General features: G+C 70.3%; 11 protein-coding genes. 6 read left to right on the forward strand and 5 right to left on the reverse strand.

Annotation, left to right across the window (positions count from 1 at the left end; genetic code table 11):
* Positions 1-20: 20 nt before the first annotated feature.
* A complete protein-coding gene (bcp, locus tag SACE_RS05930) occupies positions 21-494 on the reverse strand; it encodes a thioredoxin-dependent thiol peroxidase (RefSeq protein WP_009945452.1) in 474 nt (157 codons plus the stop codon).
* 156 nt (positions 495-650) lie between these two features.
* Entirely contained in the window at positions 651-860 is a 210-nt protein-coding gene (locus SACE_RS05935) for a hypothetical protein (protein WP_009945451.1), read from the reverse strand.
* A gap of 215 nt (positions 861-1,075) precedes the next feature.
* Between SACE_RS05935 and SACE_RS05940 the strand changes: the two genes are divergently transcribed.
* The 3 genes from SACE_RS05940 to SACE_RS05950 all read left to right on the forward strand — a co-directional run bounded on the left by SACE_RS05940 (position 1,076) and on the right by SACE_RS05950 (position 4,274).
* Entirely contained in the window at positions 1,076-2,806 is a 1,731-nt protein-coding gene (locus SACE_RS05940) for a pyruvate dehydrogenase (protein ID WP_009945450.1), read from the forward strand.
* Between the two features lie 427 nt (positions 2,807-3,233).
* Positions 3,234-4,082 carry a helix-turn-helix domain-containing protein gene (locus tag SACE_RS05945; protein WP_031334153.1) on the forward strand — a complete coding sequence of 283 codons (849 nt, stop codon included), beginning with the start codon at positions 3,234-3,236 and terminating at the stop codon, positions 4,080-4,082.
* Positions 4,083-4,274, forward strand: a complete 192-nt coding sequence (locus tag SACE_RS05950; RefSeq protein ID WP_009945448.1) for a DUF397 domain-containing protein — start codon at positions 4,083-4,085, stop codon at positions 4,272-4,274.
* A gap of 352 nt (positions 4,275-4,626) precedes the next feature.
* Here SACE_RS05950 and SACE_RS05955 read toward each other — a convergent pair whose 3' ends face one another.
* The 3 genes from SACE_RS05955 to SACE_RS05965 all read right to left on the reverse strand — a co-directional run bounded on the left by SACE_RS05955 (position 4,627) and on the right by SACE_RS05965 (position 8,636).
* A complete protein-coding gene (locus tag SACE_RS05955) occupies positions 4,627-6,225 on the reverse strand; it encodes a PH domain-containing protein (RefSeq protein ID WP_009945446.1) in 1,599 nt (532 codons plus the stop codon).
* Entirely contained in the window at positions 6,222-6,740 is a 519-nt protein-coding gene (locus SACE_RS05960) for a PH domain-containing protein (RefSeq protein ID WP_009945445.1), read from the reverse strand. Before SACE_RS05960 ends, SACE_RS05955 begins: the two co-directional genes overlap by 4 nt.
* A 396-nt stretch (positions 6,741-7,136) precedes the next feature.
* Complete coding sequence (locus tag SACE_RS05965) at positions 7,137-8,636, reverse strand: glycosyltransferase family 39 protein (RefSeq protein WP_009945444.1); 1,500 nt, start codon at positions 8,634-8,636, stop codon at positions 7,137-7,139.
* Between the two features lie 194 nt (positions 8,637-8,830).
* On the opposite strand from SACE_RS05965, the gene SACE_RS05970 reads away from it, so the two are divergent.
* The 3 genes from SACE_RS05970 (at position 8,831) to SACE_RS05980 (ending at position 12,637) form a co-directional block, all read left to right on the forward strand.
* Positions 8,831-10,084, forward strand: coding sequence for a sensor histidine kinase (locus tag SACE_RS05970; protein WP_009945443.1), 1,254 nt, complete (start codon positions 8,831-8,833; stop codon positions 10,082-10,084).
* On the forward strand, positions 10,077-10,730 hold the full coding sequence (locus SACE_RS05975) for a response regulator (RefSeq protein WP_009945442.1): 654 nt from the start codon (positions 10,077-10,079) through the stop codon (positions 10,728-10,730). The genes SACE_RS05970 and SACE_RS05975 overlap by 8 nt, the downstream gene beginning before the upstream one ends.
* Before the next feature lie 1,088 nt (positions 10,731-11,818).
* Positions 11,819-12,637 (forward strand): S1 family peptidase, encoded by an 819-nt coding sequence (locus tag SACE_RS05980; RefSeq protein ID WP_011873291.1) that lies wholly within the window; start codon positions 11,819-11,821, stop codon positions 12,635-12,637.
* The last annotated feature ends 33 nt before the right edge of the window (positions 12,638-12,670 follow it).

The raw sequence follows: 12,670 nt of genomic DNA on the forward strand, positions 1-12,670 counted from the left end.
TGCCCACCGGGTCGGTCCGGTCAGACTCCGAGGTCCTTGCGCAGGCGATCGACGTGGCCGGTGGCCTTGACGTTGTAGAGCGCCTTGGCGATCTTGCCCTCCGGGTCGACGACGAAGGTCGAGCGGATCACGCCCTGCACCGTCTTGCCGTAGTTCTGCTTCTCGCCGAAGGCACCCCACGCCGTCATGACCGACTTGTCCTGGTCGGCGAGCAGCGGGAAGGTCAGGCCCTCCGCGTCGCGGAACGCCACCAGCTTCTCCGGCTTGTCCGGGGAGATGCCCAGGACGTCGAAGCCGGCGTCGTTGAGCACGGCCAGGCTGTCGCGGAAGTCGCAGGCCTCCTTGGTGCAGCCCGGCGTGCTCGCGGCGGGGTAGAAGTACACGACCACCGAGCGGCCGCGGTAGTCCGACAGGCTGACGGTCTTGCCGTCGGCGTCGGGGAGGGCGAACTCGGGCGCGGTGTCCCCGGCGGAAAGTCGTTGCTGTTCGGTCATGCCCCCGACGCTAGCCGACCCGGCAGAGCCCGATGACGCCCATCCCACCGACCGGTCAGGGCTCGACTACACCCGTCCCGCCGCCCGGTCAGGGCTCGACGACGCCCGTCGCAACCGGCCGGTTAGGGCTCGACTACACCCGTCGCAACCGGCCGGTCAGGGCTGGGTGACTCCCATCCCGCCGGCCGACTCCATCGGCACGGCGACACCGGCGGACTCCACCGGCACCGAGTGCGACACCGACACGGGAGGCAGCGGTGTGGACTCCTCCCTGCTGCTCGCCGCGAGGAACCCACCCACCAGGACGCCGGCCACGGCCGAGGCGGTCACGCACATCGCACAGATCGTGTACAGGCGGATGCTCACCGCTGAATCCCTTTCCGAGAAATCGTTTCAATCGAACGGATCGGCGAGGAGGTGGCGTCGCCAGAGAGGTCCTACCGCCTCCGGACAGCTTGAAGATCGACCCGGCCTTCCCGGGCGTTACGCCGTTGCGCCGAAAGAGTTCGAGTTGCGGGCCAGAGGCACCGCGCGTAGACGTCAGTGGCGTCCACGTCCGTCGGACGCCGTGGAGGACCGCCATGCCCACAGTCGCCGACCAGTTCATCGAAGTGCTCGTGCAGGCGGGCGTCCGGCGCATCTACGGCATCGTCGGCGACAGCCTGAACCCGGTGGTCGACGCGGTGCGCCGCAGCGGCGACATCGAGTGGGTGCACGTGCGCCACGAGGAGACCGCGGCGTTCGCCGCGGGCGCCGAGGCGCAGCTCACCGGTCGCCTGGCGGTGTGCGCGGGCAGTTGCGGGCCGGGCAACCTGCACCTGATCAACGGGCTCTACGACGCCCACCGCAGCGGTGCGCCGGTGCTGGCGCTCGCCTCGCACATCCCCACGCCGCAGATCGGGACCGCGTTCTTCCAGGAGACCCATCCGGAGCAGATCTTCAACGAGTGCAGCCACTTCTGCGAGCTGCTGTCGCAGCCGGAGCAGATGCCGCGGCTGCTGCGCAGCGCGATGCAGACCGCTGCGGGCAGGCGCGGCGTGTCGGTGCTGGTGATGCCGGGTGACATCGCCGAGCGGCCGGTTGCCAGCCCCACCGGGACCGGCACCGTCGACTGCGAGCCGCCGACCGTCGTGCCGCCGGAGGTACAGGTCCGGGAGCTGGCGGACTCGCTGAACCGGGCCGAGCGGGTGATGTTGTTCTGCGGCGCGGGAACGCGCGGCGCCCACAGCGAGGTGATGCGGCTGGCGGGCAAGCTCAACTCGCCGGTCGGGCACGCCCTGCGCGGCAAGGAGTGGATCCAGTACGACAACCCGTTCGACGTCGGCATGAGCGGCCTGCTCGGCTACGGCGCCTGCCACGAGGCGATGCACAAGGCCGACCGGGTCGTGCTGCTGGGCACGGACTTCCCGTACGACAACTTCCTGCCGCAGGCCCGCACGGTGCAGGTCGACATCGAGCCCACGCACCTGGGCAGGCGCACGGCGCTGGACTTCGCAGTGCTGGGCGACGTCGGCGAGACGATCCGCGCGGTCCTGCCGCTGGTGCGGCAGAAGACCGACCGCTCGTTCCTGGACCGGATGCTCAAGGAGCACGCCGACCTGCTGGAGCGGGTCGTGGAGGCCTACACCCGCAACGTCGAGAACCAGGTGCCGATCCACCCCGAGTTCGTCGCCGACGCCCTCGACGACACCGCCGCGGAGGACGCGGTGTTCACAGTGGACACCGGGATGTGCAACGTGTGGGCCGCGCTCTACATCTCGCCCAACGGCAGGCGTCGCGTGCTGGGCTCGTTCGTGCACGGCTCGATGGCCAACGCGCTGCCGCAGGCCATCGGGGCGCAGTGCGCGGAGCCGCGGCGCCAGGTGATCGCGATGGCCGGCGACGGCGGGTTGTCGATGCTGCTGGGCGACCTGCTCAGCCTGCGCACGCACCGGCTGCCGGTGAAGGTCGTTGTCTTCAACAACTCTTCGCTGGGCATGGTGAAGCTGGAGATGCTGGTCGACGGACTGCCCGACTTCGGCACCGACCACGACCAGGTCGACTTCGCCGCGCTGGCCTCGGCCGCGGGAATCCCGGCGGTGCGGGTGGAGAAACCGGGCGAGGTGCGCGAAGCGCTGGGGGAGATGCTGCGGCGCCCCGGCCCGGCGCTGGTCGACGTGGTCACCGACCCCAACGCCCTGTCGATCCCGCCGCGCATCACCGGAACGCAGGTGAAGGGCTTCGCGCTGGCGGTCAGCCGCACGGTGCTCTCCGGCGGAGTCGGGAAGATGGTGCAGCTTGCCCGCAGCAACCTGCGCAACGTCCCGCGCTGATCCTGTGCCTTGCCGTCGCGGCCTGTCACGCCATTGTGCGCGCGGTCGTGGGTCACCCGATGTGCTGCGATGAAGCCGCAAGGGTGCTGCGGTGAAGTCGCCAGGGTGCTGCGGTGAAGCCGCCAGATGTGCCGTGCTGAACCAGTCCGATGTGCTGCGGTGAAGTCGCCAGACGTGCCGCGGTGAACCAGTCCGATGTGTCGGGGTGAACCGGTCCGATGTGCCGCGCTGCCAGTCTGATGTGTTCGTGTGAACCGGTCCGATGTGTCGGGGTTGAGGCCCCCGATTCCCCGTAGTGACGGAGATTACGGCTGCGCCGTTCGGTTGGTAGAGCTTCGCCGCACCCCTCTTGATCACTTATCGTGCCGGAGTTGGCGAAGGGTGACTCGATGGTGACGCAGGGTGGGCGGGGGTGGACACTGGGATCATGACAGTGAGTCCCACCGTGCGCCGTCGACGCCTCGCCGCGGAGTTACGCAGGCTCCGGGCCCTGGCCGAGGTCACCCAGCAGCAGGCGGCCGCCCACCTCGGATGCACCCAGGCCAAGATCGGCCGGTTCGAGACCGCGAAGCGTTCGCCGTCGGTCGGCGACGTGTCCGCGCTCCTCGACTTCTACGCCGTCGAGGGAGCCGAAAGGGACCAGCTGATCAACCTCGCCAGGGACGCCCGAAAGCGCGGCTGGTGGCACTCCTACAGCGATGTGCTCCCGGAGTGGTACGAGACCTACGTCGGATTGGAAGCCGAAGCTTCCTCAATTCACACCTACGAGTCGGAGGCCATTCCGGGGCTGCTGCAGACCCCCGAATATGCTTTCGCGTTGACAAAAGCGACACTCATTCGGGCGGACGAGTCGGAGATAACCCGAAGAGTCGATCTGCGGATTAAGCGACAGCAGCGGGTCACCGGCCCCAACCCGCTGGAGCTGTGGGTCGTTGTGGGCGAGGTGGCGCTGCGGCGCTGCGTCGGCGGGCCGGGTGTGCTGCGCAGGCAGCTGGAGCACGTGCTGAAGCTGGTGGAGCAGCCGAATGTGACGCTGCAGGTGATGCCGCTGGACGCCGGCGCGCATCCGGCGCAGGCTGGTCCATTCGTGATACTGCGCTACTCCAATCATGTGGACCCCGACGTAGTTTATTTGGAAACCCACGTGGGTGGTCTCTACCTCGAAAGGGAGATCGAGCTGTCCAACTACGTGATGATGATGGACCATCTACGCGCACATGCGATAGACCCGGAGGGGTCTATTCAACTCATCAACGAGCGCATAGGAGAGCTGTAGATGGAATACATCACCGACTGGCGCACCAGCACCCGGACCCAGGGCCAGGGGCAGTGCGTCGAGGTCGGATTCGGCGCCCAGCGGGTCGGTGTCCGCGACACCAAGAACCGCGCCGGAGGTCACTTCACGGTGGCGTCCCGGCGGTGGCAGGAGTTCGTCAGCGGGGTGAAGCGCGGAATCTTCGACGCCTGACCGCCGTGGGTGGCTCCGCTGTTCGGGGGAGCGGAGCCCCACCCCGGACACCGACGTACGCGCTCCGGCGGCTTTGCCGTTGGTAGCAACCGGATTCGCCGGATGCGGGCGGCAGGTCGGCCGTCGAGCCCACCGATGACGACGCGCACCGGCGGCGTACGCCACGTGCCGGACGCACGAACGTCGCAGCAGACTCCGAAAGCGAACGCCGGAACCTGCCGCGCCGAGCGGGTGCGGGTTCCGGCGCAAGGAGCAACAACGTCACGCACCCCGTTGCACGGCCATCGTTGAACGCGCACTTCGCGGTTGCCCGACAACGGCTTCGAACCTCCGCCGTTGCCGTCGGCGGTCCTCAGCCGCCCGAGGTTCGCCGTTCGAGGAACGGTTCGAGCAAGCCTGGTACGGCTTCGGCGGCGACGCCGAGACCGTCGGAGGTGTGGACGTCGGGCATCTTGTAGGCGCCCGATCCGGCGGCGGTGATGGCCGCGACGGTGACGAGGTCCGAACGTCGTTGGAACAGCGACTGCCTGACGCGCCAGCCGATGATTCCGCCGCGCTGCAGGGCCACCGTCCGGCGGACGCCGGTGCCGCGGCGCATGACCAGGTAGCGGTCGCCGAGCCGGTGGCCGAGGCTGCGGTATGCGTCGGAGCCCGCCGCGAAGGCGACGGCCGCGCCGACCGCGGCGACCGCGAGCACTGTCCACATCGGTATCCAGCCCAACGCGGCGAACACCGCGGGTGCGGCGACGAACGGCAGCACCGCGAACAGTGCCCACGTGACGCGGCGACGGCGGGCCACGCGAGGGTGTGCCCGCAGGTCACCGGTCGCCGGCGGCTCGGCTTCGCGCAGCACGACGGCCGAGACGCGTTGCGCCTCCGCCAACGGCGCCGGCGGCAGCAACGTCTTGTTCTCGGTTCTCTTGCCGTCCTTCTCCGTGCCCAGGCCGGTCGCGACCGCGTTCGTGCGGGCACCGCCCGCCCAGCGCAGCACCAGCGGTTCGGAGATCTCGACACCGCGCAGCCTGCCCTCCTCGAGCGAGACCGAGCGGGTGGTGAGCAGGCCGCGACGCACGCGCAGCGTCGTGTCGTGCTCGCGGGTCAGCCGGAAGCCCCACCACATCTCGACCGACAGCAGCAGCGCACCGGCCATGCCGGTGGCCAGCGCGACCAGCGCACCGCCGCTGATCGTCATCCACAGCGGGAACTGCCCGAGCTGGTCGAGGATGGCCTGGAAGACGCCGAACTCGACGAGCACCTCGCGGAACGAGCCGAACGCCGAGCCGATCGCACCCCAGACGATGGCGGCGAGCGACACGGTCAGCGCGCCGTAGCCCAGCCACGCCGGGTTGAGCGAGGCGAGCACACCTTCGGTCACCTGTGCGGTGGGCCCGGCCGCCGACTGGCGTTGCGGCGCGTGCAGGAGTTCCCGTCGCAGGGCCTCCGCGCGGTGCACCGGGATGGCGTCCAGCTTCAGCTCGGCGTTCTCCCCGCTGGACTGCCCGGTGCCGATCTTGACCACGGCGAGGCGGAAGACGCGGTGGACGGGATCGGAGGTGAGGTCGACCGCGCGGATGCGGTCCCGAGGGATCCAGCGGTGGCTGCGCGAAAGGACGCCCTTGCGCAGCTCGAACCGCTCGTCGGTCACCCGGTACGACGTGACGTACCAGTCGTAGGCGGCGCCGCCGCAGAGCAGCACGGCGATGGCCACCCAGATCCCAGAGGTGGTGAGCAGTGCTCCCGCGCTCGCCCGGGATACCAGCATGACCGCCAGGGTCGGGATCAGCGGAGCCAGCACGAGGATCACGGTGACGAACACCGTCCTGGCGTCGAGCCGGTGCCACGTGGCGGTGAGGTCGTTGCCGGGACCGCCGGATCGCGTTGCCGCCGTCGGCTGCTGGGGCGCGGCCGAGCGGTGCGGCGTCGGGAAGTCGTCGTGGTCCGCGGGTGTCATGTCGCATCACCCGGCGTCGCCTGGGTGGTGGCGGTGAGCTGCTGGACGAGGTCGACGGCGACCTGGCGGTCGAGACCTTCGATGGTGAGCGGCCCGGCCGCGGACGCGGTGGTGACGGTGACGCTGGAGAGGTCGAACATCTGCTGGAGCGGCCCTCGCACGGTGTCCACGGTCTGGATTCGGGACATCGGCGCGACCCGCCATTCCTGGCTGATCCAGCCCGCGGCCGTGTAGACGGCGTCGTCGGTGGTCTCCCAGCGGTGCACCCGGTAGCGCCACCTGGGCATCACGAGCACGTACGCGATGCCCAGGACGGCGACGACCGCCAGCGCCAGCAGGAGCCAGAAGCGGGCCGGCGTGATGAAGAAGGCGGCCACCGCGAGGGCCACCACCGGCACGGCGACCGTCAGCAGCGCCTGCACGGTCCAGCAGGAGATGGCACGTCGGTCGACGCGGTGGCGGGGCGGGCGCAGCCGCGGTTCTCCGGCTTGCCCGGTCGGTTCGGCGGTCACCATGGCCTACTTTCTCGTGGTTTCTCGGGTCATTGTTGCAGCGGGAGGCGGGCGTTCACCGGGGTTCACGCACACGAGCCCGGTGGACAGACGCGGCAGCGTCTGGTGCGGCGACTTGCCAGCGCCCCGCCGGAGGGCGCTGGATTCCGCGGTCCCGGTACTGCCCGATCGAGAGGCTGACCTGCTGGTTGGATGTCGGCGGTCGGGTCGAACCCCCTGAACCGACCCGGCCGCCCAGTCCCACCCCGGCCGCCCAGTCCCACCCCGGCCGAGGACCCGCTCCGGCTCCGTCTGGAGCTGGAGCGGACCGCCCGGCAGGAAACGCCGGTACGAATTCGTGGCGACCGAACCGCCGGTCCTGCCGGGTATGCATCCGGCATCGGCAGGCCGGGACCGAAGTCATAACTGACGCAGCCTCGGCCAGATGACCTCCCAACGCTCCTGCCTCCCGGTGAGCAGCCAAACGGGCCGATCGCCGGATCGGACCTGTTCCACCCGGGCGAAGTACCTGGGCAAGTCGCCGAGCTCAGAGCCGACGTAGAGCACGTGATCGTGTTCCTCGCCCGGTGGGTCGAAGTAGCCGTAGCCGCGGTGCGGGCTGTAGGTCTTCGGCAACCCGGCCTTCGCCCCGGTCACGTCGAGGGTGGCGGCCTGGATGTAGGTCCCGCTCAGGATCGCGGTGTGCGACCGCATCTCCGCAGGTAGCGCCTGGTACGCGGCGGCGGTCTCCTTCGTCAGGTCGCCGGACTGGCCGAACTGGGCCCACGCCTGCGCCGAGAATGCCGACAGCACCGCGATGGCGCCGGCAGCAGCGGCCGACAGCGCGAACGCCGGCCAGGCCACCCATCGCAGCCGCGTCCGTCGGCTCTCCCGGCGGCGCTGGAGTCCGACCGCGCCGGCCGCGAGCGCGACGCCGTAGATGCCGGCCAGGTAGTACGGGCGCGCCGCGGTGGCGACGAAGAGGACGTAGAGCAGCACGACCGAAGCGCCGAAGAACCGGTACGCGCGCAGCTCGGCGGCGGTGAGCAGCCGCCACACCCCGAAGCAGAGGAGGAAGGCGCCGGCGAGCCCGGCGAACAGCACCATGTCGCGGGCGGTGCCGATCCGGCCACCGGACAGCATCGGGGACTCGTTCACGACGACGGCCGCCATCCCCAACTGCGGCCAGCCGTTGACCGCCTGCCACAGAAGAGTGGGCAACGCGATCACCAGCGCGATGCCGACGCCCGCCCACAGCATCGGGCGACGCAGCAGGCTTCGGGGACCGAACACGAGGACCGAAACCAGCAGGGCCGCCGCGAACGCGAAGACCTGGAACTTGGTCTGCGCCGCGACTCCGGCCACGCCACCCAGGGCGAGCAGCAGCCGGTCGTCGGCGCGCCCCTCGCCGTGCAGCCGCACCCAGCGGACGAGGAGCCAGCTCATCAGCAGCCACAGCGGTGGCTCGATGGTGTAGGGCGTCACCCAGTGCCCGACGAACGCTGCCCACAGCCCGGTCGCTGCGGCGGCCGCGGCGATGACCTGCGCCCTGCGATCGGCGCCGAGTTCGCGTGCGATCAACGCGGTGAGCACGACCGTGGCCGCGGAGGCGAGCGTGGCGGGCAGCCGCAGCAGTGGCAGCCAGTCCGGTGCGATCCAGTCCATCGCGCGGGCGAGCAGCGGAGCGACCGGAGGCTGGTCGGCATACCCCCAGTCGGGGTGGTACCTGCCCACCGCGAGCATGTAGATCTCGTCGATCCAGTAGCCGCCGAACGGGCTGATCGCCACCTGCACGGCCGCGACCACCGCCGCGATCGAGAGCACCGGCCACCAGGCCCGCGGCGACAGCCGGGCGGGCGCCGGTGGTGAGGCGCCGGGCTCGCCGGGAGCGGTCGCCGGCGGCACCGTCGTCTGGCTCATCTGTTCCCCCAGTCGTCGAAAGGTCGCTCCCGATCAAACCGTCGCCGACGGCGCCTCTGCTACGGCGCAACGTCGTGACCTGGGGCGTCGAAGGTCTGCATTCCTCGAACGGACTGCGACTTTCGTAGTGAGATGGCAGTCCGGAAGGAGCGTTTCCGGCGGTCAGCGCCCCGAGCCTGACTACCGTGTGCCATGTGAAGCGCCCCATCTGGCGGCTGCTCTGGAACTCCAGGCGCGAGGCCGTTTTCGACATCGCCCTCGTCGCCGCACTGGAGGTGCTCGGGCGGCTGCTGCTGCACCTGTTCCCCGAGCAGATCCCCCCGCAGAGCTACGACTGGATCGGCGGCCGGGACGTCAGCGCCGTGCTTTCGGACCTGACGTGCCTCCTGCTGCTGGCCAGGCGCCGGTATCCGCTGCTGCTGATGTCCTTCTTCAGCGTTCTGACGCTCGCGCAGGTGCTGCTCGTGAGCTACGGACCGGGCCCGTTGCTGCCGCTGAACAACTACGCGGACCCGTGGATCCCGGGTGAGCTGCCGTGCGTGGTCTACAGCGTCGTCGTGTACCCGGCCACCAGGTTGAAGCGGCTGGTGGGCTGGAACCTCATCGCGCTGGTGATCTTCCTGGCGGCCAGGCTCTGGCACGACCCGCCGGTGGAGCTGCTCGCCAGCGCGTTCCTGCTCACGGCCTTCCCCGCCGTTCTGGGCCTTTACGTCGGGGCCCGCCGCAGGCTGGAGGGAGCCCTGCGCGACCGGGCCGAACGGGCAGAGAGGGAGCAGCACCTGCTCGCCGAGCAGGCCAGGGCCGACGAGCGGGCCAGGCTCGCGGCGGAGATGCACGACGTCGTCACGCACCGGGTGAGCCTGATGGTGCTGCAGGCCGGGGCGCTGGGGGTCACGGCCAAGGACGAGCAGACCCGGGAGGCCGCCGAGCAGCTGCGCGCCAGCGGCTGCGAGGCGCTGGCCGAGCTGCGGGACCTGGTCGGGGTGCTGCGCCGCGCACCGGAGGAGGAGCCCGAGTACGAGGACCCCGAGACGACCTCGGTGCCCGACCTCGCCGACCTGATCAGCCGCTCGGAGGCGGTCGGCGTGCCCGTCGAACTCGTCGAGGAGGGCGACTACGCCCGCGTTTCCCCCGCGGTCGGCCGGACCGCGCACCGCGTCGTGCAGGAAGCGCTGACCAACGTCTACAAGCACGCCCCCGGCTCGCAGGTCCGCGTCGACGCCGTGTACGGCGAACGGGTGCGGTTGACCGTCCGCAACACCGCGTCGCCGCACCAGCCCAGCGCCGACCTGGCGGGCAGCGGCTCGGGCACCGGGCTGCTCGGACTGCGCCAGCGGGTCGACCTGGTCGGTGGCACGTTGCGGGCCGGCGCGATGGCCGACGGTGGTTTCCAGGTCGATGTGATACTGCCGGCGTACGTGCCGACCGCGGAGGCCGCCGATGAGTGATCCGATCCGCGTCGTCGTGGTCGACGACGAGCCGATGGTGTGCGCGCACCTGCGCACGATCCTCGGCTCGGCGGAGGACGTCGAGGTCGTCGGGGACGCCCAGGACGGTGCCGCCGGGGTCGAGGCGGTGGTCCGGCTGCGGCCCCGCGTCGTGCTGATGGACCTGCGGATGCCCGGCGTCGACGGACTGACCGCGATCGAGCGGATCGCGAAGCTGCCCGAGGCGCCGGCCGTGGTGGCGCTGACGACTTTCGACGCCGACCAGTACGTGCTGCGTGCGCTGCGGGCGGGCGCGTCCGGCTTCCTGGTCAAGTCGACACCGCCGGAGGACCTGATCGGCCTGGTGCGGGTCGCCGCGGACGGCCACACCGTGCTCTCGCTGGAAGCGACCCGCCGGCTCGTGGCCGCATCGGCCGACGAGCACGGCCAGCGCGCGAGCGCCCTGGTCCGCGACCTCACCGAGCGGGAGCGCGAGGTGCTGGCGTGCCTGGGGGAGGGGCTCTCCAACGCGCAGATCGCCGAACGGCTGTTCCTCTCGGAGGCGACGGTGAAGGGCCACGTGTCGCGGACCATGACGAAGCTGCGCTGCACCAACCGCACGCAGGCGGGCCTGCTCGCGTACGACGCGGGACTCGTGTCGCGCTGAGGGTCGAGCGATTCGTCCACTTCGGACTCTTGTGGTCGGGAGCTCCGACCGTTCGCGGGCGGTGCCCGCAGGGGTGGCGCAATGCCTGCTCACGCTCGGTGCCTGGCGAATCAGGAGGGCGGAGATGAGCGGCTTGCGGCCGTCCGGCTCATTTCGGAATGCGGAAGAATGACCCGTCCGAAGGTTGTAGTCCGACCAGTTCAATGATCCAGCCGGGTGGCTCGGCCGAACGGCTCTGGAATATTCCATCCGGGATCAGATAGACCGGAAGCGGCACGTTCCGCGCATGTGGCTGTCGGGGCCTCGGGAACGTGCCTGCCGCGGTACGGGGACCGCGGCCAACCCGCGGTCGGCGCGAACGGCAGCGGATTGGAGGTGTCTCCGGTGCGATCGGGGCGCGCCGGGGACACCTCCGAGCGGGCGGAAGGCGTTCGCTCGGCGCGACTGCTCCGGCTCCGGTGGTGCCAACGTCCGCCTCGGCTCGGGTGGCGCTTGCGTTCGCTCGGGTTCGGGGTGGTGCGCGCCCGCTCCGTCCGGGTGGCGCTCCCATCCGCTCGGTTCGGGTGCTTGCGCCCGCTCGGCTTCGGGTGGTGCGTGTCCGCGGTGTGGCACAGGGACCGTGCCGCTGGCGGCGGCTTGAGGTGGAGCAGTGCTTTCGCACTGCGTCGAATCCGAACGCTCCTACTTTGGACTCAGCGAGCGCTTTTTCGGTGCGCGAATGGCTCCTGCTGCGCGAGACGGGAATCGCGGCCGCTCCGCGATGGAGGTGTAGCGGCAGCGGAATGCTCCGCATGGGCGCACTTGCGCGACCGCCGTTCTGTCTCGGTCGTTACTTTCCGCTGTCCCGCAACGGGTTTCCGGTTGTGTCCCGCCGCTGGTAACGCTCGCGCGCGGCGTCCGCCAGCAGTGTGGCGAGCTGCGCTTTTTGTGGCTTATCTACTGGTAAACGGCAATTTTTCGAGCTTTTGGCCGCCGTGTCCCGCCGATTATGGTGCGGTCGATCGGTTGCTGTGCGTAGCAGCTTTCGAAGGTTCTGGGGCCCCAGTGTGCGGGATGGGTTCCGGGGCACGACAGACAAGGAGAGCACCATGATCCGTGGCTCACGTCGGTTGGCCCGGCTGGCCGGGGTTACCGCAGTCGCCCTCTCGGCGTTCGCCGCGGCGTCGGTCGCCAACGCGACGCCGGCGCCGCCCTCGGACGACCTCGGCACCTTCATCGTCGGCGGCGAAGACGCCAACGTCCAGGACCACCCGTTCACCGTCGCGCTGGTGACCCCGGACGGCCAGCAGTTCTGCGGCGGCACCCTCGCGGCCCCGAACAAGGTCGTCACCGCCGCGCACTGCACCGTCGGATCGCAGCCCGCCGACATCAACGTCGTCAGCGGCCGGACCGTGATGAGCTCCAACGAGGGCACCGTCTCCAAGGTCACCAACGTGTGGGTGCACCCCGAGTACCAGGACGCCGCCAAGGGCTTCGACGTCTCGGTGCTGACGCTGGAGGCCCCGGTCAAGGAGGCCCCGATCGAGCTGGCAAAGGCCGACGACGCGGGCTACGCCCCCGACACCGCGGCCACCATCCTCGGCTGGGGCAACACCAGCGAGGGCGGCCAGCAGGCCGACCACCTGCAGAAGGCGACCGTCCCGGTGAACTCGGACGACACCTGCAAGCAGGCCTACGGCGAGTACACCCCCGACGCCATGGTCTGCGCCGGTGTGCCGGAGGGCGGCGTGGACACCTGCCAGGGTGACTCGGGCGGCCCGATGGTCGTCAACAACAAGCTGATCGGCGTCACGTCCTGGGGCGAGGGTTGCGCCCGCCCGGGCAAGCCCGGCGTGTACGCCCGCGTCGGCGCGTACTACGACGTGCTGATGGAGCAGATCAACGCCGGTGCGGTCAGCGCTCGCTGACCTGGACCGCGTGCGGGGTGGGCCTTGCGGGGC

Origin of the sequence: Saccharopolyspora erythraea NRRL 2338 (genome assembly GCF_000062885.1) — a bacterium.
In the GTDB taxonomy this organism is placed as follows: domain Bacteria; phylum Actinomycetota; class Actinomycetes; order Mycobacteriales; family Pseudonocardiaceae; genus Saccharopolyspora_D; species Saccharopolyspora_D erythraea.